This is a genomic window from Pseudomonas sp. S1_G07 (assembly GCF_054668565.1).
In genome coordinates, this window is sequence record NZ_CP162778.1 from 4128441 (window position 1) to 4154490 (window position 26050).

The 26050-nt window shown below is 60.3% G+C and carries 19 protein-coding genes; 7 read left to right on the top strand and 12 right to left on the bottom strand.

Annotated elements, in window-relative coordinates; all coding sequences use genetic code 11:
- Positions 1-20 precede the first annotated feature (20 nt).
- Positions 21-1670, bottom strand: a complete 1650-nt coding sequence (locus AB4O05_RS18850; RefSeq protein WP_460136022.1) for an AMP-binding protein — start codon at positions 1668-1670, stop codon at positions 21-23.
- A gap of 298 nt (positions 1671-1968) precedes the next feature.
- Between AB4O05_RS18850 and AB4O05_RS18855 the strand changes: the two genes are divergently transcribed.
- The 3 genes from AB4O05_RS18855 to AB4O05_RS18865 all read left to right on the top strand — a co-directional run bounded on the left by AB4O05_RS18855 (position 1969) and on the right by AB4O05_RS18865 (position 6348).
- Entirely contained in the window at positions 1969-3027 is a 1059-nt protein-coding gene (locus AB4O05_RS18855) for a tetratricopeptide repeat protein (protein ID WP_460136020.1), read from the top strand.
- 133 nt (positions 3028-3160) lie between these two features.
- Positions 3161-4660: an ATPase domain-containing protein gene (locus AB4O05_RS18860; RefSeq protein ID WP_460136019.1), complete on the top strand. Its 1500-nt coding sequence runs from the start codon at positions 3161-3163 to the stop codon at positions 4658-4660.
- The gene (locus AB4O05_RS18865; protein ID WP_460136017.1) at positions 4660-6348 is read left to right on the top strand and encodes an ATP-binding protein; all 1689 of its coding nucleotides are present in this window, start codon (positions 4660-4662) and stop codon (positions 6346-6348) included. Before AB4O05_RS18860 ends, AB4O05_RS18865 begins: the two co-directional genes overlap by 1 nt.
- A gap of 9 nt (positions 6349-6357) precedes the next feature.
- Here the strand turns inward: AB4O05_RS18865 and AB4O05_RS18870 are convergent, their stop codons facing one another.
- The 6 genes from AB4O05_RS18870 to AB4O05_RS18895 form a co-directional block, all read right to left on the bottom strand.
- Positions 6358-10488 carry a YopT-type cysteine protease domain-containing protein gene (locus AB4O05_RS18870; RefSeq protein WP_460164775.1) on the bottom strand — a complete coding sequence of 1377 codons (4131 nt, stop codon included), beginning with the start codon at positions 10486-10488 and terminating at the stop codon, positions 6358-6360.
- 91 nt (positions 10489-10579) lie between these two features.
- Positions 10580-10957 (bottom strand): response regulator, encoded by a 378-nt coding sequence (locus tag AB4O05_RS18875; protein WP_017528049.1) that lies wholly within the window; start codon positions 10955-10957, stop codon positions 10580-10582.
- 78 nt (positions 10958-11035) lie between these two features.
- Positions 11036-12229, bottom strand: coding sequence for a hybrid sensor histidine kinase/response regulator (locus tag AB4O05_RS18880; RefSeq protein ID WP_460136015.1), 1194 nt, complete (start codon positions 12227-12229; stop codon positions 11036-11038).
- Positions 12223-12822, bottom strand: coding sequence for a chemotaxis protein CheB (locus AB4O05_RS18885; RefSeq protein ID WP_460136014.1), 600 nt, complete (start codon positions 12820-12822; stop codon positions 12223-12225). The genes AB4O05_RS18880 and AB4O05_RS18885 overlap by 7 nt, the downstream gene beginning before the upstream one ends.
- Positions 12819-13649, bottom strand: a complete 831-nt coding sequence (locus AB4O05_RS18890; protein WP_460136013.1) for a CheR family methyltransferase — start codon at positions 13647-13649, stop codon at positions 12819-12821. The genes AB4O05_RS18885 and AB4O05_RS18890 overlap by 4 nt, the downstream gene beginning before the upstream one ends.
- The gene (locus AB4O05_RS18895) at positions 13650-17147 is read right to left on the bottom strand and encodes a response regulator (protein ID WP_460136012.1); all 3498 of its coding nucleotides are present in this window, start codon (positions 17145-17147) and stop codon (positions 13650-13652) included.
- Positions 17148-17385: 238 nt separating this feature from the next.
- Between AB4O05_RS18895 and AB4O05_RS18900 the strand changes: the two genes are divergently transcribed.
- Both AB4O05_RS18900 and AB4O05_RS18905 read left to right on the top strand, forming a co-directional pair.
- Entirely contained in the window at positions 17386-17751 is a 366-nt protein-coding gene (locus AB4O05_RS18900; RefSeq protein WP_460136011.1) for a response regulator, read from the top strand.
- 159 nt (positions 17752-17910) lie between these two features.
- Entirely contained in the window at positions 17911-19311 is a 1401-nt protein-coding gene (locus AB4O05_RS18905) for a DUF1254 domain-containing protein (protein ID WP_460136010.1), read from the top strand.
- A gap of 104 nt (positions 19312-19415) precedes the next feature.
- Here the strand turns inward: AB4O05_RS18905 and AB4O05_RS18910 are convergent, their stop codons facing one another.
- Both AB4O05_RS18910 and AB4O05_RS18915 read right to left on the bottom strand, forming a co-directional pair.
- Entirely contained in the window at positions 19416-20087 is a 672-nt protein-coding gene (locus AB4O05_RS18910; protein WP_460136009.1) for a DUF3313 domain-containing protein, read from the bottom strand.
- Between the two features lie 105 nt (positions 20088-20192).
- On the bottom strand, positions 20193-20687 hold the full coding sequence (locus AB4O05_RS18915; protein ID WP_460136008.1) for a hypothetical protein: 495 nt from the start codon (positions 20685-20687) through the stop codon (positions 20193-20195).
- A 172-nt stretch (positions 20688-20859) separates the two neighbouring features.
- Between AB4O05_RS18915 and AB4O05_RS18920 the strand changes: the two genes are divergently transcribed.
- The gene (locus tag AB4O05_RS18920; RefSeq protein WP_460136007.1) at positions 20860-21552 is read left to right on the top strand and encodes an aspartate/glutamate racemase family protein; all 693 of its coding nucleotides are present in this window, start codon (positions 20860-20862) and stop codon (positions 21550-21552) included.
- On the opposite strand, the gene AB4O05_RS18925 is transcribed toward AB4O05_RS18920, so the two are convergent.
- The 3 genes from AB4O05_RS18925 to AB4O05_RS18935 form a co-directional block, all read right to left on the bottom strand.
- The gene (locus AB4O05_RS18925; protein WP_460136006.1) at positions 21549-22061 is read right to left on the bottom strand and encodes a GNAT family N-acetyltransferase; all 513 of its coding nucleotides are present in this window, start codon (positions 22059-22061) and stop codon (positions 21549-21551) included. The genes AB4O05_RS18920 and AB4O05_RS18925 overlap by 4 nt on opposite strands.
- Positions 22062-22120: 59 nt before the next feature.
- A complete protein-coding gene (locus tag AB4O05_RS18930; protein WP_460136004.1) occupies positions 22121-23260 on the bottom strand; it encodes a glycerate kinase in 1140 nt (379 codons plus the stop codon).
- Positions 23261-23351: 91 nt separating this feature from the next.
- Positions 23352-24458, bottom strand: a complete 1107-nt coding sequence (locus AB4O05_RS18935) for a sugar diacid recognition domain-containing protein (protein ID WP_460136003.1) — start codon at positions 24456-24458, stop codon at positions 23352-23354.
- Between the two features lie 158 nt (positions 24459-24616).
- Between AB4O05_RS18935 and AB4O05_RS18940 the strand changes: the two genes are divergently transcribed.
- On the top strand, positions 24617-25927 hold the full coding sequence (locus AB4O05_RS18940) for an MFS transporter (protein ID WP_460136002.1): 1311 nt from the start codon (positions 24617-24619) through the stop codon (positions 25925-25927).
- The last annotated feature ends 123 nt before the right edge of the window (positions 25928-26050 follow it).

The following is a 26050-nucleotide window of genomic DNA, read 5'->3' on the forward strand; positions in this document are numbered from 1 at the left end:
ATTGTTTCCTTAAAAGTGGATCAAGCCAGCGCCGCCTGGGCTTTGGCGATTTCCTGATTGCGCAAGATAAAACGTTGCAGCTTGCCGCTCGGGGTCTTCGGCAGGTCAATGACAAATTCGATTTCCCGTGGGTAGGCGTGTGCCGCCAAGCGCTTGCGCACATGCTGGCGCAGTTCTTCGGCCAGCTCCGGGGTGGCGCGGTACTGCGCGTTGATCACCACGAAAGCCTTGACCAGTTCGGTGCGCTCCGGGTCAGGCTTGCCAACCACGGCCGCCTCGATCACCGCCGGGTGTTCGACCAGTGCGCTCTCCACATCAAATGGCCCCACGCGATAGCCCGAGGTGGTGATCACGTCGTCACTGCGGCCGACAAAGCTGATGCTGCCGTCGACGTTCAACTCCACGGTGTCGCCGCTGAGGTAGTACTTGCCGACAAAGGCTTTGGTCTTCACCCCGTCATACCCGGCGAACCAGCACATGGGCGACTGTTCGCGGTCGATGGCAAGGATGCCTGGCTGGCCGGCTGGCAACTCCTGATGGTGATCGTCCAGCACCACGATGCGATGGCCCGGCGAGGCAAAGCCAGCGGCGCCGATGTGCACCGGGTGCTCCAGGCCATGGTGATTGCACAGCACCATGCCCAACTCGGTCTGGCCGTAATGGTCGTGAATGGTCACGCCGAGGTTGTCGGCGAACCAACGGATCACCTCCGGGTTCAGCGGCTCGCCGGCGCTGCTGACAATGCGCAGCTTGCCCTTGATCGAGCGAGCGAACTGCTCACCGCCGGCGATCAGCAGGCGATAAGCGGTCGGCGAACCGGTGAGGTTGGTGATCCCGTATTTGTTGATCACCCGGCAGGTGCTTTCCAGGGTGAACGGGCCATCGTAGAAGGTAATCGGATGGCCCATGGACAACGGCCCGGTCACACCGAAATAGATGCCGTAGGCCCAGCCCGGATCGGCGACGTTCCAGAACGCGTCTTCGGGGCGCAGGTCCACGGCGTCGCGGGTATAGCTCTGGAAGGCGACGATTGCCTTGAGCGGCACCGACAAGGCTTTCGACGGGCCCGTAGTGCCCGAGGTGAACATCAGCAGAAAGGGCTCGTCCGCGCCCAGCAGCACGGGTTCGCAGAGCGAGGAATAGGTGGGCAACTCGGCCCAGAAGCTGAAATCGCCGCGCACAATACCTTCGCCCCTGGCGCCGCCGACCGTGACGATGGTCGGGCAGCCTTCGACGTCGGCCAGTTTTGGCCGGTTCACCGCATCGGTGACCACCAGCGCCGCGCCGGAACTGTTCAAGCGGTGCTCGATGGCCTTGGGGCCAAACGCGGTAAACAGCGGCTGATACACCGCGCCGATGCGCCAGGTGGCAAACACCACCACCAGCAATTCGGCGGTGCGTGGCAACAGCCCCGCCACTCTATCGCCGCGCTTCACGCCCTGGGCCAGCAGGAAATTGGCGAAGCGTGCGGCCTGCTCCTGCAACTCGGTAAAGGTGACGGTGGCGCTGCGCCCATCCCGGCCCTCCCAGAACAGTGCAATGCGCCCGGGCAAGGCATGCCGGTCACAACATTCCACACAGGCATTCAAGCCCTGCAGGGTGCCGGCCAGCGTGGCGTCAACGGTGCGCTGGTAATCGAATTCGGTGGTGGCGGCCAAGTAATTGCGCATTGCTTCAAATCCTTGTGTGTTTTTATTTTCAGGACATTTTTCAGGACCAGAACCGCGCAAATAGTCGCTCCAGCGCGTACCAGCAGCAATGGTCAAAGCCTTCAACCTGGCTGACTGTTTTGGCCAACCCCACACTGGGAGGTAGACCGCACCGATCAGCCGGTCGGTCCAGGCCATTGATCCCCGGCCGCCGGCCCGGATTGGGGGTGCGTGAAGAGGTGATGCGCGTTTGACAGCTGACCGGGTCTGACCGAAGCTGACGGCCTTGCCCTCGTTACCCGAGCTTTTGGACACCTGCATGTCAAAGTCACGCCGTTACTCCATTGTCGGCCTGTGCGCCCTGCTGTTGATTGTGCTGATGACCTGGTACTTCTCCCGCTCCACCCCGCAGGCTGTACCGGCGGCGATTGCCCATGGTTATTCCAAGGCGTTGAAACAAGCGCGTAACGGCGAACCCGGTGCCGCGCGCGTGCTGTACCAGCAACTGGCGCGACCGGACCTGAGCGATGAGCGCCGCGCCGCGTTGCACGCCGAACTGCCCAACTACCCCAGCCCCCAGGCCCTGAAGCTCGCCGATAAAGACCTGGCCAATGCCTCCGCCGTGGTGCGCGAAGCAGCGATCCACAGCATTGTCGGCCTGGTGCCCTCCGGCCAGCGCACCCTGCTGCTCGGCCCGGTGCTGGATGACCCTGAGCAAAGCGTACGGTTTGCCGCTGCCAATGCCTTGCTCGGCCTGTCGCCAGACACCCTGGGCCTGTACTTCGGCCCGTTGCAGCAGGTGTTGGACGAGTTCGTGAAATACCTCAAGACCCAACCCGAAACCGCCGAGGGCTGGATTCAACTGGCGCGCCTGTACATCCACAGCGCCTTGCTGCCGGAGGCGCAAAAGGCCCTGGAACAGGCGATTCGCCTGCAACCGGACAACCTGCAAGCCGTGGTCGCGCAGATCGAGCTGCTCGACAAGCAAGGCAAGACCGACGAATCCCGCCAACTGCTGGCCCGCCAACTGGCCGCCCACCCCGAATCCGCCTACCTGCAGCACGCCTTGGGCATGTGGCTGCTGCACCACGGCGAGCGGCCGTATGCGTTACTCGGGTTGTCCAGGGCGGTGGAGCTGGAACCGGGCAATCAGGATTACCGCTACGACCTGGCCACCACGCTGCATGACCAGCAGGAACTGGAAGCCGCGCAACGCCAGCTGGAAGAAATCGTGCAGCGCCACCCGGCCAATCGCAAGGCGCGGGTGCTGCTGATCAACTATTGGAAAGAGAGCGGCCAACTACAGAATGTGCAGGTGCTGCTGGCCCAGCTTGAGCAACAGAACCCGGACGATCCCGCCTTGCAGCAAGGGCTCTGAGCGCGCTGCACACCTTTTTGAATGCGGCTTCTGCGCGTTTTTTGTGGAACGGCTGCCGAGCGCCATGGTCAAGTAGGCATGGCATGTCACGACAGACATGCCCCTCTACTGGTACGTGACCCGAGGGCACTTCTTGTCTACATCCAAAGAGCTGTTCAGTGAAAAGGCGGCCACCGGCATCGAAGGTCTCGACGACATTCTGTGCGGGGGCCTATCGCGCAGCCACCTGTTCCTGCTGGAAGGCGAACCGGGTACGGGTAAAACCACCGTGGCGCTGCACTTTCTCCAGGCCGGCGCGAAAAACGGCGAACGGTCGTTGTACATCACCCTGTCGGAAACCGAGCGCGAATTGCGCCAGGGCGCCACGTCCCATGGTTGGGATCTGGACGACAACATCCATATCTTCGAGTTGACCCCGCCCGAAAGCCTGCTCAACGCCGATCACCAGCAAAGCCTGCTGTATTCCTCGGACCTTGAGCTGGGTGAAGCCACTCGGCAGATCTTCGAAGTGGTCGAGCAGGTCAAGCCGACCCGCGTGGTGATCGACAGCCTGTCGGAGATCCGCTTGCTGGCGCAGAGTTCGTTGCGCTATCGCCGGCAGATCCTGGCGATCAAGCACTACTTCGTGCGCTATGACGCCACCGTGCTGCTGCTGGACGACCTGACCACCGAATCTTTGGATAAAACCGTGCACAGCGTGGCCCATGGCGTGATACGCCTGGAAGAGCTGACCCCCAGCTACGGCGCCGAGCGCCGGCGTGTGCGGATCGTCAAGTACCGCGGCCAGAAATACCGTGGCGGCTTCCATGACTTCACCATCATGGGGGACGGCATCCACGTGTTCCCGCGTCTCGTCGCGGCCGAACATCGCGGGGGCTACAAACGCGAGACCCTGAGCAGCGGCATCCCCGAGATGGATGCCCTGATGGGCGGTGGAGTCGAGACCGGCTCCAGCAGCCTGATCCTCGGCCCGGCCGGTACCGGCAAATCGCTGATCTCGATGATCTTCGCCGCTGCCGCCGTGGCACGCGGCGAAAAGGCCGCGCTGTTTATCTTCGATGAAGAGCTGGGCTTGCTGTTCGAACGCATGAAAAACATGGGCATTGACCTCGCCGCGCTGCAAGCCACCGGCAACCTGTTGATCGAGCAGGTGGACGCGGCCGAGTTGTCCCCGGGCGAGTTCTCGCACCGAGTGCGCCGCTGTGTCGATGAGCGCGGGATCAAGACCGTGGTAATCGACAGCATCAACGGTTACCAGGCCGCGATGCCGGAAGAAAACGCGCTGATCCTGCATATGCACGAGTTGTTGCTGTACCTCAACCGCCGTGGCGCCGCCACGTTCATGACGGTTGCCCAGCATGGGCTGGTCGGCGACATGCAAACGCCGGTGGATATCACCTACCTGGCCGACACCGTGATTCTGCTGCGTTACTTCGAAGCCTTGGGCAAGGTGCGTCGCGCCATCTCGATCATCAAGAAACGCACCGGCTCGCACGAGTCGACGATCCGCGAATACCGGATCGGCAGCCAGGGGTTGACGGTTGGCGTGCCGCTGGACAATTTCCAGGGCGTGTTGCGCGGCATTCCGACCTACATGGGTGCTGGTTCTCCACTGCTCAAGGATGAGGGATAGTGACCAGCCTTTCTCCTTTATCAGAACGCGCAATTATCCTGGCGCCATTGGGTCGGGACAGCTCGCTGGCGCTGATGATGCTCAACGAGGCCGGCTACAGCGGCGTCATCGCCAGCAACCTGACAATGCTGTGCAAGGCGCTGGAAGAAGGCGCCGGCCTGCTGGTGATCGCCGCCGAAGCCTTGCGCGGCGTCGACCTGGAGCCGCTGCTGGAGTACCTGCACCAACAGCCCGCCTGGTCGGACTTGCCGATTGTGCTGATGACCCATCATGGTGGCAGCGAGCAAAACGATTCCTCGCACCTCAGCGGCCTGCTGGGCAACGTGACCTTCCTGGAGCGGCCCTTCCACCCTATTACGCTGATCAGCCTGGTCAGCGCCGCCCTGCGCGGACGGCGGCGGCAATACGAAGCCCGGGACCGCCTGATCGACTTGAGCGAGAGCGAGCTTCGCCTGCAGCGCACCCTGGAAACCCTCGAACAGCAAGTCGAGGAACGCACCGCACAACTGCGCACTAACGAAGAAGCCCTGCGTCAGTCGCAGAAGATGGAAGCGGTCGGCCAGTTGACCGGCGGCATCGCCCATGACTTCAACAACATGCTCACCGGGATCATCGGCAGCCTGGAGCTGCTGCGCAGGCGCGTGTCCCGTGGCAAGTTGGACGACCTCGACAGCCTCATCGACCTCGGCGTCACCTCCGCCAACCGCGCCGCCGGGCTCACCCATCGGTTATTAGCATTCTCCCGTCGCCAGTCCCTGGACTCCAAACCCGTGGAGATCAACCAACTGGTGACCTCCATGGGCGAATTGCTGCAACGCAGCATCAATGAAAGCATCACGCTGGATATGCGCCTGCCCCCTCAGTTGTGGACCGCCGAAGCCGACCCCAACCAATTGGAAAGCGCCCTGCTCAACCTGGTGCTCAATGCCCGTGATGCGATGCCCGACGGTGGCAAGCTCACGGTGGAGACGACCAACCGCCACCTCGACAGCGTCTTCACCGCCGCCCTGGGCTCGCTGCAACCCGGCGACTACGTAGAGTTGAGCATCACCGACACCGGCTGTGGTATTCCCGAAAACGTGATGGGCCGGGTGTTCGACCCCTTCTTCACCACCAAACCGATCGGCCAGGGTACGGGGCTGGGCCTGTCGATGATCTACGGGTTTGCGCGCCAGTCCCATGGCCACGTCACGCTCCACAGTGAAGTCGGCAAAGGCACCACCGTCAGCCTGTTCCTGCCGCGCTTCATGGGCGAAGTCGTCACCCATGAAGCGGCCAACCCGGCACTGCTACCGTTTGCCAACACGGGCGAAACCGTGCTGATTGTCGAGGATGACCCGGCGGTACGCGTGCTGGTCAGCGCGGTACTCAAAGAGTTGGGCTATGGGTTTCTGGAAGCCGGGGATGCCGACGCGGCATTGCCGATCATTGAGTCCGACCAGCGTATTGACCTGATGATCAGCGATGTCGGCCTGCCTGGCATGAACGGCCGGCAGATGGCGGAAATCGGCCGGCAGATCCGACCGGACCTCAAAGTGTTGTTCATCACCGGTTACGCCGAACACGCGGCGGTGCGCGGCGGCTTTCTCGATCCGGGGATGCAACTGATCACCAAGCCGTTTACCTTTGATTTGTTGACGGCGAAGGTCAGGGAGATGATCCATATACCCTCCCCCTCTACGAATTGAGATTGCCGGTTATTCCAAGGGCGCCATGTAGGTGTTGGCGACTGCGTGTTGGTCAGCACCGACTTTCTCCAAAGTGAAACCGTCATATTCGGATACCTTGATTTGAAGTTCCTGATTGGCCGGACCGGTTGATTTATAGGGTCGGGCAAAATTTTTATTGTTGAAAACACGTTTCAGTCCTTCGCGCATGCTTTCCACCGAGGGGAAGGTTGCGATGCCATAGTTGGGGTCAAAAAAGAAATAGGTCCGTGTATTTCCATCGACTATCACACCCGCATTCATCGCATGCCCCTCATCGCCTAACATCAACGTCTTCGATCCAGGGCTTTTAACCAACTCATCGGCAATCGCTGTATAAGGCCGAGAGGGGACTTTATCCGAGCCGATGCCATGAAACCCTGTTGGCGTCTCGACTCGCTTCTGTAATTCCGACAGCGTCTGTATGAATGTCTTGGAGGATTTCGCCGTCGGATTTGCAGCCGCTTTATAGAAATTATCAATCAGCGTCTGTGCTTTGCCTTTACTCGCCGCTTCAGCCATTAAGTGCGACAGCGCTGCGCATTGGCCCTTGGATAAAGGCTGTGTCTGGCTCAAATAGAAAATCTGTGGCATTGGTGTCACCCGACCGCCAGCCGCGCGCACCAAATCGTTGAATGTATTGACACCGCCGAGGCCATGTTGAACGGCCAGCCGTTCCTGCTGACGGACCAGAATGCCGATTTGCTTGGGCGAGAGCGTTTTATTCGTCACCGTCAATTTCTTTACTTGCGCGGATGTCATTCCCGAGAAGTAACCGGGGACAGTCTTGGGATCTCCATTGAGATAGCCGTCCCGAAACGCCGCGCCCTGAGGCCCATTCTCAACATTCCTGGTAAGGTTTTGCCATTTAGTTTCCAGGTGGGTGGAACTGGAAGGCTTGAAGTCCACGAGTGGCTTGCCATAGGGTTTATTGGTCGCGGGGTTGTAGGCGTACCACTTGCGATTACCAGGGTTGTAGCGTGCGATAGTCTGGTAGTAAGTGTTACTCCCGGAAGCTTTAGCCGTGCCTTCAAACAGATCGGTGCGCTCGGCAACAAGACGGGCCTGTTGTCTGTTCAATTGCACGCCGGACTGTTTAACGCGGCCTATGACACGTGAACGAATACCTCCCGATAAATTTTCCAAAAAAGAACTTCCCGCCTGGGTGCCAGGCCTTGCGCCCTGCCCGATCCCCTTGAGAAACGACCGGCCGAAGGGTTTCGGCACTCCCGCCTTGGAGGAACGCGTGCCTTTGGCGACACCCGTGCCGGCCTTCCCAAGCCCTGCGGTAGTGGCGTACATGACAACGTCAAAAATGGCATCTCCCGCCGCATCGAGATAATTACCGTTTGCCAGGTTCCAGACTGCAGATGCCCCAGGTACGAAACCCAGTATCAGGTTGCGCATGAACGCCTTTTGTCTTTCTTCATCATCAAAGGTCGTCGTTTCCACCGTTGAGGCCTCCACTTCACCCATTTTATAACGGGCCAAAATGCTCTCAGACAGCTTCCTTCCGAGGTACTGACTTCTGGGACTGGAGAACGACCTGGGGAAATCACCATGATCGACGCCAGCCTGCTCCTTGGACTCGTCATCCACTTCGGGGCTGATACGCTCGATGGTAGGGGCGGTGTAAACGTTCCTGCCAATAGAGGGTGTTGTCATGCTCCAGGAGCCTTGAAGCCCCTCTCTGAATGTGTCCCGCCAATCGTCACGTCGGCGTAGCACATTACGCTGAGGGTCAATCTCGTAATAGTCAGTGACGCCATTGCGTTCAGTTTTGATAATTAAGGCCCCGTCCCTCTCGGGTGCACGAAAGTGCTTTTTCGACGTGTGATTCACGCCAGGTAGATTGATATGTTCGTACTCAGAGGTGCCTCTTCGATAAACAGTTAACTGCCCCGTCTCGATATTCTTTCGGTCTTCCAGGGGTAAGGTGGAAATAAGGTTTCGGGTCACCGAATTCCAACCCTGTTCCAGGTTGTCCTGGTAATCGTCGAACGCTGTTTTGTGCTTTTCGATTGGATCGGGCAGCTTGGCTACCGCCTTAATCATTGCCTGGGTAATCCTGGAGTTGCTGGAGTGCCACCCAACATCCAGGCCCGCTTTTTTTGCAAGATAGAGGTCCAGCAACGAGTAGCTGCCAAGCGGGTCCGTGCTGATCGATGGGGTCAGCTTGTGGCTATCCGTGGTCGTGCGATGACTACGGATGCTTTTTTCCTCAAACGGGATCCCCTCGCCAAATCGGGCCTTGAGTTCCGCCAGCGCCACTGAGCGTTGGGTCGGCACCGGGGCGATGAACGCGTTGATGGCGCTCAGCATCGACTGTTGTTGCGTGCTGATTGCCAGCTGGGTGTCTTCCACTTGTTTGGAGGAGTACGGCCCAGTCATGGGCAATGTGCCGTGAAGTTTTCCCCACTCAATGATCGCGGGCTGCCGGGTTTGCTGCTGAATCTGTTCTTCCTGCTCCGAGACAGGGTCTACGGTGTCGAATGCAACGATTTCAGCAAAGGTCATGTGTGCGCTTGCCCCTGGCGTCGTCGCTTCAATACGCGCGACCGCCGATTTGAGGGCGAGCCAGGAAAACGACCCGTACGTCGCGCTGTCAGGAACGTCCTTGACCAGTAGTTCGGGTGCTGCCCGCGACAACATCAGCATCGCTGCGACGGGCGCCGCCTCAGGCGTGGTCTGGTTGGTCTCCACCAGATGATCAATCAACGCCTTCTTGATTACGGACAAAGGCTGGCCATGGAACTGGGGCGCCGCGAGATTGAACCCGGAAACGTGGTTCTCTTTGGGCTCATCCAGACTTTGGGTATCCAAGGTGACCGCCAAGGCAGTCAAAAGCACCTCTCTGGACGTGGACTGATCTGCAATTTCCCCTAATCGTTTTTTCAGTTCTGCGCCTAATTGCTGACCTTGCTTTGACGTAAGAATCCACTGCACGACGGCGCGCGGGTCGCCTTGATTAAGCAAAGTGCGAGGCACATTCTTCACCAAAGCGCCCAACACGTCAGCACTTCCCAATCGAGCGTCGCTGTTCAGGCCAGGCAGTGGCGGCTGATTGTCAGCAATGATGCGGAACAGTTCAGCCTGGTCCTCGGTAGACATGGGCTCCGGCCACGCCAGTGCCCCGCCCAGATTTCCGTCGTCCGGGGCCGTTAACCCTGGCGCAGCCAAGGCGCGGATCAAGTTATCCAGTTCCTCCTGGTTTTGCGGTACGTGCAAGCCATTTGCCGCCAACCAATCCGTCACGCTGGTTTCGGCCCGCTCGGTGTCTTGCCGGTAGGATGAGTCCGGATGCACAGCCACTTTCTTGCTGGCCAAAACCCCGGCAACGTCAACGTACTGCGCTTCGGAAATTTCACGGAGTTTTTGCAGCAACTTGAATTGATTAATGCTATCGCCCAGTTGGCCTTTTTGTTGCTCAAGTGCTTCAGACGATTGAGCCTCGCCATCGACATAGGTGTCCGGCCCTAACACGTCAAACGCCTGATTGTGGTCCAGCTGCGTCGCCCGAGCTAACGTTTCTTCTTTCCTGTAAGGGAGTAGAACCTCGCCATAAAAACGTGCGACTTGAATCAACGGTGCCGAGTCGGGACGGGTTGGCGCATCGATGCTTGCTTGTCCCATAGCCTTCGCGGCGGCCATGATAGGTGCCGTGAGTTCACGCCAACCTGGCTCTTGTCCGTCGCTGTTTAATTCGGTTCGCTTGCCGTTGATAGTCACGGTCAACGTGTCATTGAAAGCGTCGATATTGATGGGTTGGGAGGTATCAATATTTTTCGACTTTGCCCATTCCAAAAAGATCGGGCTATGGGTGGCGTCGAATAATTGCTGCCACCACGCGCCAAACTTCGAGTCCCGCGCGATACCGTCAATTTTTTCCGCGCCCGTGTCGGTTTGCGTTGCTTGCCGTATGGCGCGGGTATAAAGCGCTAATAAACGCCTTTCGCCTGTCTCTCCAGTGTCCCCGGCAGGTGGCGTTATTGGCGGGACGGTTTGGGGGGCTGGGAAGTATTGAGATGATTCGAAAAGCGGTGGCTGGAAGAAACACTGGATAGAGACATGAGACAACCTTCTGACAAACCAAAGATGTTGATCGCAATGAGTCGGGCTCATCGGTCACGCCACTTAATGGTCCTGCACTGTCAGAAGGTTCCTTTGACGTGAGAGGTAAACGTCGCAAATGTCGCAGGCAATAGCAGTTCTCTCAAGCCAGCAATCGCTGGATATGCTCTTGCAGCGTATCCAGGTCAAACGGCTTGGCCAGGATCGGCGCGTTACGTGTGATCGGGCTGTTGCAGTCAAGAATTTCCTGCGGGTAGCCGCTGATGAAAATGACTTTCAGCTCAGGGCGCACCTTCAGCGCCGGTTCGGCGATTTGCACGCCCGAGATGCCCCCAGGCAGGCGGTAATCGGTCACCATCAGGTCCAGGTGCGGCTTGGTTGCCAGGATTTCAAAGGCCTCCTTGCCGTTAACCGCCTTCAAGACCCGGTAACCCAGCCCTGCCAGGTACTCGCCCAGCACAAACATGATGGATTCGTCGTCTTCGACGATCAGTACGACATCTTGTGCATCTTCACTCATGGGAAGCCTTTGTCCGGTCAATTGCTGCAAGTACGACCATGGGGTCACGCAGAGGTTGCGTCGAAGTGACGATTGATTTCACGTCGGCGTTTCGAGCGGCAGGCACACCCGGAACAAGGCGCCCTCGCCTATCCGGCTCTCGACCTCGATGGTGCCGCCATGGGCCGCAACGATCTGTTCGGAAATAAATAAACCAAGGCCCAGGCCCGCAGCCACTTGGCTGGCGGACACGCGCTCGAACTGTTGGAAAATACGCTTCTGGTTCTCTTCGCTGATCCCGATGCCATGGTCGCGCACTTCTACCCGTGCCTCACCATGTTCGCTGTACACCCGCACACCCACCGGGCTCTTGGCACCGTAGCGCAGGGCATTGGTGAGCAGGTTGGTGACCACCTGCTCAATGCGGAACTCGTCCCAGTTACCCTCGACGGGCCCTTCGACGACCAGCTGCATCGAAGACTCGGCGGCGGCCACCTGCGGCGCGAAGTTCTGCACCAGGTTGCTGACCAACTGCGCCAGGTCGAAACGCGCCGGGCGTATCGACAGCTTGCCGGTGCGGATGCGCGACACGTCGAGCATGTCTTCGATCAGGCGGATCAGGCTCTGGATCTGCCGCTCGTCGCGGTCGACCATGGCGCGCATCTTATCCAGGGTAAAGGCCGCGGCGTTGTCCCGCGCCAGGTGCATCTTGCGCAGTTGGGTTTCGAGGATCAGGCCATTGAGCGGCGTACGCACTTCATGGGCGACGATCGACATAAAGTCATCACGCATGCGCACCGCCTGCTCCAATTCGGCCTGGGCAGCCTGCAGGCGGTTGAGCAGCAGTTCCTGTTCCCGGCGACTACGCTCCAGCTCTTCCACCTGCAGTTTCATCGCTTTGCTCTGGCGATAGAGGTCGACGAATACATTGACCTTGCTCTTCACGGCATGGATGTCGAGCGGTTTGTGCAGAAAGTCCACGGCGCCACTTTCATAGCCTTTGAACGCGTAATTGAGTTCACGGCCGGCGGCACTGACAAACACGATCGGGATGTTTTTGGTCTTTTCGGTGCCGCGCATCAGTTCAGCCAGCTCGAAACCGTTCATGCCGGGCATCTGCACATCGAGAATCGCCATGGCGAACTCATGCTCCAGCAACAGCGACAAGGCTTCGTCGGCGTTCAATGCCTTGAACACCTGACGGTCCTCGCGCTTGATCAGCGCTTCGAGGGCCAGCAGGTTTTCCGGCAGATCATCGACGATCAGCAGTTTGGCCTGGACGTTACTTAACATGGGGAGGATTCCAGCAAAGCCAGCAACGAGCCAATGTGGCTCAGAGTCAGAATATGATCAGGTGTGTGCAGCGCCAGCGCCGCCAGGGGCATCACGGCAATCCGCGCTTCGTCGGGGTGCTGGACCACAGTGGTGCCGCCCGATTGCTTGACATAGGCCAGCCCGCACGCGCCGTCGTGGTTGGCGCCGGTCAGCAGGATCGCCAACAGCCCCTGGCCGTAGGCATCCGCCGCCGAGGTGAACAAATAGTCGATGGCGGGCCTGGAATGGTGCACGCGCTCCTCCTGGCTCAGGGACAGGCTGCGGTCAGTTTCCACCGACAGGTGATAGCCGGGGCAGGCAAAATACAGCGTACCCGCCGCGATCACTTCTTTGTCCTGCGCCTCGCGCACCGGGATACGCAGGCGTCGCGCAAACACTTCGGCCAGCTGGCTGCGGCGCTCATCCGGCAGGTGCAGCACGGCAATGATCGGCAATCCGAAGTCGTCCGGCAGCTCGGCAAAAATGCTCAGCAACGCCTCCACACCGCCGGCGGAAGCACCGACGACAATGGCTTCAATCCCGCGAATCGGGCTGAGTGCAGCGTCGTTCATGATTTTCGGTAGATCCGTTCCTGCTTGACCAAAGGTTCGAATTGCTTGCTGTAGGCAGAAAACTCCAGCGTTTCCTTGCTGCCCAGCACCAGGAAGCCGCGATGGCACAGCGACTCATGAAACAACCCAAACGCCCTATCTTGCAACTTTTTATTGAAGTAAATCAGTACATTACGACATGAAATTAACTGAGTTTCTGAAAATACGCTGTCGGTCGCCAAACTATGGTCGGCGAAGGTAACGTTTTCGCGCAGTGTCTTGTCGAAGATCGCGTAATCGTAGGCCGCGGTGTAGTAGTCGGCAAATGAACGTTGCCCGCCGGCCTGCTGATAGTTGGCGGTATAGGCGCGCACATTCTCCAGGGAAAAGATCCCCTGCTTGGCTTTATCCAGCGACGCCGGGTTGATATCGGTAGCGTAGATGATCGTACGCTCCAGCAGCCCCTCTTCGCGCAGCAGGATGGCCATGGAGTACACCTCCTCCCCCGTGCTGCAGCCGGCGATCCAGATCTTGATCGAGGGGTAGGTCTTGAGCAGCGGCACCACCTCCTGGCGAATGGCCAGGAAGTGCGACGGGTCACGAAACATCTCGCTCACCGGGATCGTCAGAAATTGCAGCAACTGCATGAACGCCGCAGGGTCGTGCAGCACCCGTTCCTGCAAGGCCGAGATGGTCGCGCACTCGAACTGGCGCAGGGCATGGGCCACACGGCGCTTAACCGACGCCCCGGAGTAGTCACGAAAGTCATAGCTGTACTTGAGGTATATCGCCTCGATCAGCAGGCGCAGCTCAATATCGCTGCTTTTGTCCAAAAAACTGCGCTCCACTTAAATACGTTCCATCTTGGGCAACCACACACGAATCAGCGAGAACAGCCTGTCGAGATCGATCGGTTTGGCCAGGTAATCGTTGGAGCCCGCCGTAAGGCAGCGCTCCTGATCGTCCTTCATGGCCTTGGCCGTCACCGCAATGATCGGCAGCTTTTTCCAGCGCGGGTCCTGGCGGATCAGGGCCGTCGCCTCGTAACCGTCCATCTCCGGCATCATCACGTCCATCAGCACCAGGTCGATATCGTCGACTTCATTGAGCTTGTCGATGGCCTCGCGCCCGTTACGGCCAATCACCACCACCGCCCCTTTGTGCTCCAGGGCGCTGGTCAGCGCGAAAATATTGCGTACATCGTCGTCCACCAGCAGGATCTTGCGCCCCTCGAAGACCTTGTCGCGGCTGCGGGCGGTCTTGAGCATCTTCTGGCGCTCATGGGACAACTTGGATTCGACTTTGTGCAGAAAGAGTGTGACTTCATCCAGCAGACGCTCCGGCGAGCGGGCGCCCTTGATGATGATCGAGCGCGAGTACTTGCGCAGTTCGGCCTCTTCGTCACGGGTCAGGTTGCGCCCGGTGTAGACGATCACGGGCGGGAACGAACAGATGTCCTCGGTGGCCATGCGCTTGAGCAGCTCATTGCCGAGCATGTCCGGCAGCTTGAGGTCGATGATCATGCAGTCGTAGACGTGGGTGCGCAGCAGGTCGAGCGCTTCCTGGGCGAAGCCGACGGCGGTGATCTCAATGTCATCGTCGCCAATCAGGCGGGCAATGCTGTCGCGTTGCAGGTCGTCGTCTTCCACCAGCAGTACGCGCTTGACCTTTTGGGTCAGCTTGGCTTCCAGGCGCGCGAACACGTCCTTGAGCTCTTCGCGGGTGGTGGGTTTGACCGCATAACCGATGGCGCCCATATGCATGGCGGCTTCGACGCGATCTTCAACGGAAATCACGTGCACCGGGATATGGCGCGTGTTGGCGTGTTCCTTCAGCCGTTGCAGCACGGTCAAGCCGGAATGGTCGGGCAGGCGCATGTCGAGCAGGATCGCGTCGGGGATGTATTCCTCGGCGAGGCTGTAGCCCTCGTCGGCACCGTGGGCAACCAGACAGTTGTAGCCCAGCTCATGGGCAAGGTCGAACAGGATGCGCGCAAAGTTCGGCTCATCTTCCACCACCAGGATGCAGCGGGTGGTGAATGGGGCCTTGTCACGGTCATCGGCAAAGCGCGGAATCTGCTTGGCGTCGGCCTCCGGCAACGGCGAGATCGCAATCGGCTTGGGAGCCGGGGCCACCACCACCTGGCGCGGCTGCTGGACAGGTGGCGCATCGTCCTCGCGCTCCACATAGTGCTCAGGCAATACCAGGGTAAAGGTGCTGCCCTGGCCTGGTGCGCTGGTCACACTGATATAGCCGCCGAGCAAGGTGGCCAGGTCGCGGGAAATCGACAGCCCCAGACCAGTGCCGCCGTAACGACGGTTGGTGGTGCCGTCGGCCTGGCGGAAGGCTTCGAAGATACTTTCCTGATGATCCGGGGCAATACCGATCCCGGAATCGCGCACCGTAAAGGCAATGCCTTCGCCCGGCGCGCGCGCCACCGACAGGCTGACGTCGCCATGCTCAGTGAATTTGATCGCGTTGGACAGCAGGTTTTTGAGGATCTGCTCCAGGCGCTGGCGGTCGGTAAACAACATCAACGGGGTGCCCGCCTGTACCTCCACCTGGAAGCCCAGCGTGCGGTCGGCCGCCAGCGGTTCGAACATGCCGCGCAAGCCGTCGACCAGGCGCGCCACGCTGGTGTTTTCCGGGCGCACTTCGAGCTTGCCGGCTTCGACCTTGGAAATATCCAGGATGTCATTGATCAGGTTGAGCAGGTCGTTACCGGCTGAATAGATCGACTCGGCAAACTTGACCTGTTCGGCGCTGAGGTTTTCCTGGGGGTTCTCAGCCAGCAACTTGGCCAGGATCAGCGAGCTGTTGAGCGGCGTGCGCAGCTCATGGGACATGTTGGCCAGGAATTCGGACTTGTACTTGCTGGAGCGCTGCAACTCGTCGGCGCGGTCTTCCAGTTCCAGCTGGGCCTGGTTGAGCTCGACGTTCTTGCGGTCCATGGCATCGCGCTGCTCGGCCAGCGTCTGGGCCTGCTCGGCCAACTGTTCGTTGGTCTGCTCCAGCTCGGCCTGCTGGGTTTCCAGGTGGGCCTGGGACTCCTTGAGGATGCGCGACTGTTCTTCCAGTTCTTCGTTGGCGGTCTTGAGTTCTTCCTGTTGCACCTGCAACTCTTCGTTGAGCTGCTGGGTCTCGGCCAGCACTTCCTGCAGACGCTGGCGATAACGCGCGGCCTCGATGGAGGTGCCGATGTTATCGGCGATTAATTCCAGCAGCTCCACGTCACGCTCCTGCAATGGGCGCAGGAAACCGAGCTCGATCACACCGTTGACGCGATCATCGTTGCTGGTCGGCACCACCAGTACGCTGCGCGTAGCGCCTTCGCCCAGGCCGGAGCTGACCTTGAAGTAGTCCACCGGCACGTCGTCCAGGCGAATCAGACGCCCCATCTGGGCCGCCTGCCCAACAATGCCTTCATCGCTGTAGATCGCCTGTTCGAGCTGTTCCTGCTCGCGCGAGAAGCCATAGGTGGCCACGCGCTTGAGACCGCCGTGCTCTTCGCGCACATACAACGCGGCAACGGCCGAGCCCATGTACTGGGCAAAGAACTGCAGAATGTTGCGGCCCAGCATATTCAGGGTCAGTTGCCCCAGCACCTGTTCGGCCAGTTCGGTCTGGCCATTGCGTAGCCAGGCTTGCTGTTCCAGGCGCCGCGCAATCTTCTGTTGCGACGCGAGGTTCGCGCTATAACTCTCTGACAGAGAAAGTAAATTTCGACGGCCAATATAGGCAAGAAAGCCACTCAGCCCGAGTACGAAAGCCAGGTAGAGGGTGACGCTGATCACCGTGGTGCGCGTGACCTCTTGATTGCGCGCGATGCGGAACTGCTGCTCCATGACGATCGCATCTTCGTATCCCTTGCGAATCTCATCGGTCAGGCGCTTGCCACGGCCCGCCTTCACCGCGCCGCGGTAGTCGCCGTCCTGGCGCTGCATGTCAATCATCGACTGGGCGTATTTGTTCCACTCCAGTTGCAGAGCTTCCAGGCGCTTGAGGCGGTCCAGCTGTTGCGGGTTGTCCGCCACCAGCTCCTGCAGGTTGCGCAGTTCGGCAATGATTCGCGGCTTGGCCACTTCATAGGGGTCAAGGAAGTGCTCATCGCCAGTGATCAGGAAGCCGCGCATGCCGGTTTCCAGGTCAACGGTCAGTTTCGACGTTTCATTCAGGTTGTTGATGACCCGGTCGGTGTGTTCGACCCACTGGATCACCGACAAAAGGTAGGTGATCAGCACCACGAAAAACGCCGCGCTGAGCACACCCACACCCAGGGGCAGCGCCACGTTTCTGCTCAGGAGTGTACGGAAGCTCTTTTCATCGACGGTCGACGCGGGAGTCATGGGCATGCCTTGGCCAAATACGGAAAAACCGCGAGTTTGCCCCAAACGGACGGGCAAGACTATTTTTCTGAGACGGTTTTGTACAGATTCCTACAGCGGAACAGGCTATTCTGCCTGGCCTTTTGTATTGCGTTGTTTTTACAGCCTGCGGGAACTTGTCCATGGCCCGCGCTTACTCAAGGAAGAGGCCTGTTAGAGCGGCCACCGGTAAACCTCGCTTTTTTTGGGAATCCCATCTATGTGCGCAGCCCCCTCCACCATCCTTGTTGTCGAAGACGACGCCATCGTGCGCATGCTTATCGTCGATGTGCTTGAGGAGTTGGAGTACAACGTGCTTGAAGCTGTCGATGCCGACCAAGCACTCAAGCAGATTCAATCCAGCGATCAGGTGATCGATCTGATGATGACGGACGTCGGCCTGCCCGGCATGGACGGCAAGCAGTTGGCCGGCGAGGTGCGCGCCCTGCGCCCTGCCCTGCCGATCCTGTTCGCCAGCGGCTATGCCGATAGCATCGATCTGCCCGATGGCATGCAGGTGATTGCCAAACCGTTCTCGATCGATCAGTTGCGTGACAAGGTCAAATCGATGCTGCCCGCTGCCTGACCTGACCTCGCAAGACTCCGCGCCGCCTGCCCAGGCGGCTTTTTTATGTCAGTCATACCTAGATTTACGTGACCTTGCGCAAATAAAACCGGAAACTCGGCGCGTTCCCACGCCACTTAAAAACATTCTTCAAAAAGCCCTCAAGAAGGACGCAACAACATGATTGGAAAACCGACACGCCTGCTGTTGGCGAGCCTCTCGATACTCATGAGCAGCGGCGCCTGGGCCGACTTTACGGCGACCCCGAGCGAAGCCCGGGCCATTGCCAAGGAAGCGTACCTGTATGGCTATCCCGTAGTAGAAATGTACAGGACGCTCTATACCCAGGCGGTTGATAAAGGCGGCCCTCACTTCAAAGCGCCCTTCAACCATATCGGCAACACCGCGCAGGTGCTGACCCCCAAGGACAACGTCTTGGCGACGCCGAACCCCGATATGGCGTACTCCTTCATGTGGATGGACCTGCGCCGCGAGCCGCAGGTGCTGACGTTGCCGAAAATCGAAGACAACCGTTACTACTCCGTGCAGTTGATCGATCTCTATACGCAGAATTTCTCCTACCTGGGCACCCGCAGCACTGGCAACAACGGCGGCCACTACATGATCGCCGGTCCCGACTGGAAAGGTCAGCAGCCGGTGGACGTGGACCGAGTGGTGTACAGCGAAAGCAACCTCGCCTACGCGCTCTATCGCACGCAGTTGTTCGATGACAAGGACCTGAACAAGGTCAAGCAGATCCAGAACGGCTATAAAGTGCAGGCGCTGAGCAGCTACGTGAAGCAGGCCGCCCCTGCCAGGGCGCCGAAGGTCGAATGGCCCAAGCCGATGGCGACCATGACCGAAGGCCCGCAGCTGTTTCGCTACCTGAACTTCATGCTGGCCTTCGCCGCGCCCCAGGACAGCGAGAAAGAACTGCTGGCACGCTTTGCCAAAATCGGCATTGCGCCGGGCGCACCGTTCAAGGTCAATCAGTTGACCGCGCAACAGCGCAAGGCGCTTGAGGACGGTATTGCCGATGCGCACGCCGAATTTGCCGCATTCAAGAAGGACAAGCTCGATACCCAACAGGTCAGCCGAGGCGATCTGTACGGTAGCCGTGACCACCTGCAAAACAACTACCTGTATCGTTACGCCGGCGCGGCCACGGGCATTTTCGGCAACTCCTCCGACGAAGCCACGTTGTTCACCTACCACGACGACAGCGAAGGCAAACCGGCCAACGGCGCACGCCACAGCTATACCGTGCACTTTGCCAAGGACCAACTGCCGCCGGCCGATGCGTTCTGGTCGCTGACCATGTATAACGCCAAGACCCGACTGCTGGTGCCCAATCACAAGAAGCGCTACCAGATCAATTCGCGCATGCTGCCGGGCCTTAAGCTGGACGCCGACGGCGGCCTGACCCTGGCCTTGCAGCATCACGAGCCGCCGAAGGCTGAGCAGAGCAACTGGCTACCGGCCCCGCCGGGCCCGTTCTACGCCGTTTTACGCATTTACCTGCCCAAGCCTGAGGCGAGTAACGGGCAGTGGAAGCTGCCAGCATTGACGCCGCTCAAGTAATTCCGTGCGTTGGTCCGTTGTCAGACAACAGCACGGCGGATGCATGGCTGGCAGGTCCCCGACGCCGCTGCGACAACGAACCGGCCAGGAATGCGTTCCTGGCATCAGTGCTTTTTAAGCTTCACGTAGGATTGATGCAGGTCTGCCGCCCAGCCATCGATGACGCTTTTGACGTCATCGGCCTTCATCACCTGTGAGTCGTTGGCCAGCGGCGTGCCAGTGCCTTTGCGCACCACTTCGGCAAGGACCTTGCCATTACCGCCGTCGAGAAACTGTGCTTCGGTGCCCAACGTGGTTTCCTGGTCGCGGATACCCGTGCCGGCGCTGACCGCTGCGGCCACCAGGGCGACCGGCACAAACTCATAGGGTTTGAGCGCTTCGGTCTTGCTGCTGACTGCGGTGATTGCCGCGCGCACTACGATCACCCCCGGCCCTGGGGCATTGGCCAGGGGCATCGATTGGGCCAGCTCACGCTTGAGCGCCTGATTGAAGTAGTCATTGATACCACGCAGGGTGCTGTCCGGAATTTTCGCCGTCGCCTGGGGTTTGGGGTAGAACTGCGTCGGTTCGATATACACCGCGTTGTAACGGCTCAGGTCCAGTTCAGGGTCGACCCAGCGCATCACCTCGGCGCCGGAGGGGGATTTGGCTTCTTTGAGTTGACTGTAGTCCGAAAGAAAACCTGAATATTCATCCGGTTGGGTGATCTTGCTGGCACAGCCCGCCAGCCCGAGCGAAGCGATGCACAGTGTGCTGATCATTAGCCTTGATTTCATCTTGAACTCCCTGGCGGTCGGCGCTGGAACATGGAACTGTAGTTATAGACGATCTCTGGGAGAACAGCCTTGCGCCAATCGCCATGCGCCCCGCCGTTCGCAGGCTCAGGCGCGTTCGCGGGGAATCAGGCTCTGCAACTGGGCAGCCAGGAAGTTAGCGTCGAAGCCATAAGTGTCCGGGTCTTTCAGGCCGTTGGTTTTTTTCCACAACCAATCGTTTTTATCCGCCGGCAACACCAGCGATACGCTGCCGTGCCTGGCGGCGGTCAGGCCCATGACCGCCACGCTGATAAAGCCGCCCGCGCCCATGACGTCCGGCACGAACTCCACGGCTTTGCCGGTGATGTGAATGGTCAGTTTCTCGGTATTGAAGGTCGATGTTTCCACCGGCACGCTCGGTGCGCTGGCCACATAGACTTCGCGCTGCACCTCCAGCAGGCCGGCGGTCTTGACCGGGGCCATCCACTGTTCGATCTGCTCGAACAACTCGCCGAGCTTTTGCGCCCAACGCGCCGACTGCACATCGAATTGCTGTTTTTTATGCGCTTCGCTATCGGCGTAATGACGAAGCATCTCGCCCAGTTGCTGTACATCGTCCATTGCGGATTTCCTTGGATGAACCAGGTTGCGAAGCACGATCATGGCAGAAGCCGGCCGTCACCGTACGATTAACGCCTGCGCAAACTGCTCCGCTCATTTGCTCGGTAACTGCGTATGACTGTTGGCCTGGCAGTCGGTAAGGTAAAGCCACATCCCTTGTCAGGAACATCACATGCGCACCATCGGCCTAATCGGCGGCATGAGCTGGGAGTCCAGCGCCGAGTATTACCGCATCATCAACCAGCGCGTGCGCGACCAGCTCGGCCCCCTGCGCTCGGCACAAGTGTTGATGTACAGCGTAGATTTCGGCCCGGTGGAGCAGGCTCAGCACGCGGGGCGTTGGGACGATACCGCACTGATCCTGGAAGATGCCGCGCGTCGTTTGCAAGCCGGCGGTGCTGACTGCGTGGTGTTGTGTACCAACACCATGCATAAGCTGGCGCCGCGTATCGAGGCGGTGGTGTCGATTCCGCTCCTGCACATCGCCGATGCGGCAGCATTGGCCGCCGTGGAAGCGGGCACGCGGACGGTCGGCTTGCTGGGTACCGCCTTTACCATGGAACAGGACTTTCTCAAGTCCCGCCTGGCCGGGCACGGCCTGAGCGTGCTGGTGCCGGACGCGGAGGAGCGCAAGGACGTGCACCGGATCATCTATGACCAATTGTGCGTGGGGGTGATCAGCGAGGCTTCACGGCAGGTTTACCAACGGGTTATCGAGTCCCTGGCTGCGCGTGGCGCCCAGGCGATCATCCTGGGCTGCACGGAAATCGGCCTGCTGATCAAGCCCGAACACAGCCACCTGCCGCTGCTGGACACCACCGAGCTGCATGCGCGGGCGGCGGTGGCGTTTGCCTTGGCGGACTAAACCGAGGTGCGCAGGCGCGCCATGCTCACGGTGTCGACAAACACGCCGTCACGCAGAGCGTAATCGCGCAAGCGACCTTCCACCTCGAAGCCAAATTTGCGGTAGAGGCATTGCGCCGCTTCGTTGTCGGCGTACACCGTCAGCTCCACGCGGTGCAGGTTCATCCAGTTATCCGCCACATCCAGCGCCGCAGCCAACAGCCGCGAGCCCACGCCCTTGCCTTGCCACGCGATGGCCACCCCCATGCCGAATGAGCCGACATGGGCCTGGCGTACGCGCAGGTACTGTTCCAGGCCGAGTTGGCCGATCACTTCACCGCCATGCACCGCCACCAACTGCAGTCGCCGCTCGTTGTCCATCACCAGCTTCTTGCGCCAGGACTCCACCGACTGGAAAGGCATCTGCAGCACCTGACGGCACACGGCCGGTTCGTTATAAAGCGCCGCGACGCCTTCAAGATGGGCCTCGGTAAAGCGTTGGATGACGATATGGGGTTCAGGCGCGTGCATTGTGCTTCATCCTTTGAAAGACACGTGGCCGGCCAGTGTAGAGGCCCTGTCGGTGTGTGTCAGCGCCGGGCTGCAACGCGCCACACCCGCGCAATATCCGCCGCCCGCTCGCGCAACAGACGCGGCGCCTCGTTGCAGGCCTGCTCCAGGCTCATCGGCCCGCCCGGCAAGGCGAACGCGGCCGTCACGCCGTGGGCGTACATCTGTTCGTAGCCGTCGCCCAGGGTGCCGGCGATGACAATCACCGGCACCTTGTGCCGCTGGGCAATACGCGCCACGCCGAAGGGGGTTTTGCCGCGCAGGGTCTGGGCGTCGAAGCGGCCTTCACCGGTGATGACCAGGTCGGCGCCGCAGATGGCGTCATCCAGCCTCACCAGTTCGGCTACAACGTCCACGCCGGCACGGAACTGTGCACCGAGAAAGGCTTTGGCGGCAAAGCCCAGGCCGCCGGCTGCGCCGCTGCCGGGCTCGTCTCGCACGTCTTTGGGCAGCACGCGGGCGCAGTGGTCGGCGAAGTGGCGCAGGGCCGCGTCGAGTTGCTGCACCTGCCGGGGGGTGGCGCCCTTTTGCGGACCGAAAATCGCCGATGCGCCATGGGGACCACACAGCGGGTTATCCACGTCAGCGGCGATGTCAAAGCGCACCTGGGCCAGGCGTGGGTCCAGGTGTTCAAGGCTGATCCGGGCCAGGCGGGCCAAGGCCAGGCCACCGGGCGCGAGGGGCTGGTCTTGGGCGTCGAACAGTTGCACCCCGAGGGCCTGCATCGCGCCAGCGCCGCCATCATTGGTGGCGCTGCCGCCAATCGCCAGGATGATGCGCCGGGCACCGGCGTCCAGGGCCGCGCGAATCAGCTCGCCGGTGCCATAGGTGCTGCTGATGCACGCATCGCGCTGCCCTGGCGGGACCAATTGCAGGCCGCTGGCTTCGGCCATTTCGATGATTGCCGTGTGGCTCTCGGCCAGCCAGCCCCAGCGCGCGTCAACCTCCGCGCCCAGAGGCCCGCGCACCGTTTGGCCGCGCAGTTGCCCATTGCTGGCGGCGAGCACCGACTCCACCGTGCCCTCGCCGCCGTCCGCCATCGGGCACTGGATCAACTGCGCGTGCGGCCAGACCTGAGACACCCCTTGGGCAATGGCCTTGGCTACCCCTTCGGCACTCAGGCTGTCCTTGAACGAGTCGGGGGCAATCACGATTTTCATGGGTGTTCTCCGGTTTTCATGACGCCCATGCTGCCAGTTGGTACCGGCCCTGACGCCGGTCCGATGCACAACGGCGGGTGAGGTTTGTTGTTCATTCCGACAAAGCCTGGGGCAGCAGCTGCACGCCCAGGTACAAGGCAAGCATGCCATCCAGGGTCAGCGGGTCGACGCCGCTGAGTTCGGCAATACGCTCCATGCGGTAACGCAGGCTGTTGCGGTGAATGCCCAAGGCATCGGCGCATGCCTGGCTTTGGCCGTCGTGTTCACACCAACCGCGCAGGGTGGCCAGCAGTTGGCCGTTGCTGTCTTTGGCCAGTACTTTGCGCAGGGGGTTGAGCAATTCGTCGACTGCATCGTCGTTGCGATGACGCCAGAGCATCACCGGCAGGCGGTAACGGTTGAGGGTCAGCAGGCGCGATTGCGGCAGCACGTCACGCCCGTAGGCCAGCAGGTCGCTGACGCGACGATAGCAACGGCGCAGGCCAGCCAGCCCATCGGCCTGCCCGCCCACGGCCACGCGCAGAATATTCCAGCCTTGGCCCGCGAGTTTCTCCAGCAGCCGGGGATTGTCCACCGGCACCGCCGCCGGCCGGCACCACAGCAACGAGAACTGCGCCGAACTCACGCACCAGCTGTCCGGGTAACGCGAACTCAGCCAGGTGCTCAGGGCTTGCGCCGATTGGCCCGCGCCCAACTCAAACAGATACGGGGTGCGCGCCAATTGCGGCTTGAGCCCCAATTGCCGGGCTTCGTCGACCAGCCGTGGCGAGTCGCCGGTGTCGGCCAGCAGCAGCGCCAACAGATCATCGCAACGCTGGCGCCGCCATTGCTGTTCGGCTTGCTGGTGGCGATGGCTGACCAGCATTTCGGCGGTCATGCGCACCAGTTCGGCGTAGATGCGCAAGCGCTCGGGCTCACCCGTGATACCCAATACGCCGATCAGGCGCTGGTCATGCATCAGCGGCAGGTTGATACCCGGTTGCACGCCCTTGAGGTGCTTGGCGGTCTGACCATCGATCTCCACCACTCGCCCGTTGGCCAGCACCAACTGCGCGCCTTCATGGCGGGTATTGATCCGCTCGCTTTCGCCGCTGCCCAGGATCAGGCCCTGGCTGTCCATGACGTTGACGTTGTAAGGCAGAATCGCCATGGTTCGATCGACGATATCCTGCGCCAGGTCATGATCCAGCTCGAACATGGGGCCAACTTCCTTCATCGTGGTTGGTCATCGGCACAGTGCAAAGCGCGCTTGACTGTGCGCGAGCACAAAGACAGTACCCCGCTACGTGGCCGAGACTCGTTGGGCGATCAACGTTACCCTCGCATCGAAAAAAATCATAATAAAGAGAGACTGCCATGTCACAGAGCGCCGCTGCCACACTGGCCACCGATGACGATAAAAACGCCATCTACCAGCGCATTACCCTGCGCCTGATCCCCTTCATCTTCATCTGCTATCTGTTCAACTACCTTGACCGGGTCAACGTTGGCTTTGCCAAGTTGCAGATGCTCGATGCGCTGAAGTTCAGCGAAACCGTGTACGGCCTGGGGGCCGGGATCTTCTTTATCGGCTACGTGCTGTGCGGCGTGCCCAGCAACCTGGCGCTGACCCGGTTCGGCCCTCGGCGCTGGATTGCGTTGATGATGATCGTGTGGGGCACTTTGTCCACGTGCCTGCTGTTCGTCACCACGCCGACGCACTTCTACACCCTGCGCCTGTTCACCGGAGCCGCCGAAGCCGGCTTCTTCCCTGGCGTGGTGCTCTACCTTTCGCAGTGGTTCCCGACATTCCGCCGTGGGCGGATCATGGCGTTGTTCATGTCGGCGATCCCGGTGTCCGGTTTGCTCGGCAGCCCGTTTTCCGGTTGGATTCTCAACCACTTCGCCGCGGGCCAGGGTGGCCTGGCGGGCTGGCAGTGGATGTTCCTGCTGCAAGGCATCCCCACCGTGATCCTCGGTGCCCTCGCCTACTTCCTGCTCAGCGACAGCTTCGCCCACGCCAAGTGGCTCAAGCCCCATGAGCGCGCAGTGCTGGAAGCCGATCAGGCCAGCGACCTGGCCAACAAGCCGAAAACCGCCACCGACTCCCTCGCCGACGTATTCAAGAACCCCGCGATCTGGGCGTTCGGCCTGATTTACTTCTGTATCCAGAGCGGTGTGTACGCGATCAACTTCTGGTTGCCGTCGATCATTAAGAACCTGGGCTTCAGCGATAACCTGGTGATTGGCTGGCTCAGTGCGATCCCGTATCTGCTGGCAGCGGTGTTCATGTTGCTGGTGGGCCGCTCCGCCGACATGCGCAAGGAGCGGCGCTGGCATCTGGTGGTGCCGATGCTGATGGGCGCGATCGGCCTGGTGATCGCGGTGAATTTCGCCACCACCCCGGCCATTGCGATTCTTGGCCTGACCATCGCCACCATGGGCGCCCTCACCGGCCTGCCGATGTTCTGGCCGGTGCCGACCGCCCTGCTCAGCGCCGGCGCGGCAGCCGGCGGCCTGGCGTTGATCAACTCCATGGGCCAGATGGCCGGCTTCCTCAGCCCATATATCGTCGGTTTTGTGAAGGATGCCACCGGGTCCACGGACACGGCGTTGTACCTGCTGGCGGCGGTGATTGTGGCCGGCAGTGTGTTGGCATTGCGGATGACGCGGACGTTGAAGGCGTAATGCTTTCTCATAAACAATGAAGTGTTTGCTGCGTGACAGTGCTACGTCGACGAGACTGATGTCAAAGGGCTGAAAAGTGAATGAAGAAATGCACCCAAGGCTTGTTCCAGAGCCGCTGAGTCT

What these genes read in the sequence shown, in the direction of transcription:
- AB4O05_RS18875 (WP_017528049.1), bottom strand. Translation starts at nt 10,957, where the DNA reads ATGAGTGAAGATGCACAAGATGTCGTACTGATCGTCGAAGACGACGAA.
- AB4O05_RS18870 (WP_460164775.1), bottom strand. Translation starts at nt 10,488, where the DNA reads ATGAGCCCGACTCATTGCGATCAACATCTTTGGTTTGTCAGAAGGTTG.
- AB4O05_RS18925 (WP_460136006.1), bottom strand. Translation starts at nt 22,061, where the DNA reads ATGCACGCGCCTGAACCCCATATCGTCATCCAACGCTTTACCGAGGCC.
- AB4O05_RS18885 (WP_460136014.1), bottom strand. Translation starts at nt 12,822, where the DNA reads ATGAACGACGCTGCACTCAGCCCGATTCGCGGGATTGAAGCCATTGTC.
- AB4O05_RS18855 (WP_460136020.1), top strand. Translation starts at nt 1,969, where the DNA reads ATGTCAAAGTCACGCCGTTACTCCATTGTCGGCCTGTGCGCCCTGCTG.
- AB4O05_RS18920 (WP_460136007.1), top strand. Translation starts at nt 20,860, where the DNA reads ATGCGCACCATCGGCCTAATCGGCGGCATGAGCTGGGAGTCCAGCGCC.
- AB4O05_RS18935 (WP_460136003.1), bottom strand. Translation starts at nt 24,458, where the DNA reads ATGTTCGAGCTGGATCATGACCTGGCGCAGGATATCGTCGATCGAACC.
- AB4O05_RS18915 (WP_460136008.1), bottom strand. Translation starts at nt 20,687, where the DNA reads ATGGACGATGTACAGCAACTGGGCGAGATGCTTCGTCATTACGCCGAT.
- AB4O05_RS18910 (WP_460136009.1), bottom strand. Translation starts at nt 20,087, where the DNA reads ATGAAATCAAGGCTAATGATCAGCACACTGTGCATCGCTTCGCTCGGG.
- AB4O05_RS18940 (WP_460136002.1), top strand. Translation starts at nt 24,617, where the DNA reads ATGTCACAGAGCGCCGCTGCCACACTGGCCACCGATGACGATAAAAAC.
- AB4O05_RS18905 (WP_460136010.1), top strand. Translation starts at nt 17,911, where the DNA reads ATGATTGGAAAACCGACACGCCTGCTGTTGGCGAGCCTCTCGATACTC.
- AB4O05_RS18930 (WP_460136004.1), bottom strand. Translation starts at nt 23,260, where the DNA reads ATGAAAATCGTGATTGCCCCCGACTCGTTCAAGGACAGCCTGAGTGCC.
- AB4O05_RS18880 (WP_460136015.1), bottom strand. Translation starts at nt 12,229, where the DNA reads ATGTTAAGTAACGTCCAGGCCAAACTGCTGATCGTCGATGATCTGCCG.
- AB4O05_RS18850 (WP_460136022.1), bottom strand. Translation starts at nt 1,670, where the DNA reads ATGCGCAATTACTTGGCCGCCACCACCGAATTCGATTACCAGCGCACC.
- AB4O05_RS18895 (WP_460136012.1), bottom strand. Translation starts at nt 17,147, where the DNA reads ATGACTCCCGCGTCGACCGTCGATGAAAAGAGCTTCCGTACACTCCTG.
- AB4O05_RS18900 (WP_460136011.1), top strand. Translation starts at nt 17,386, where the DNA reads ATGTGCGCAGCCCCCTCCACCATCCTTGTTGTCGAAGACGACGCCATC.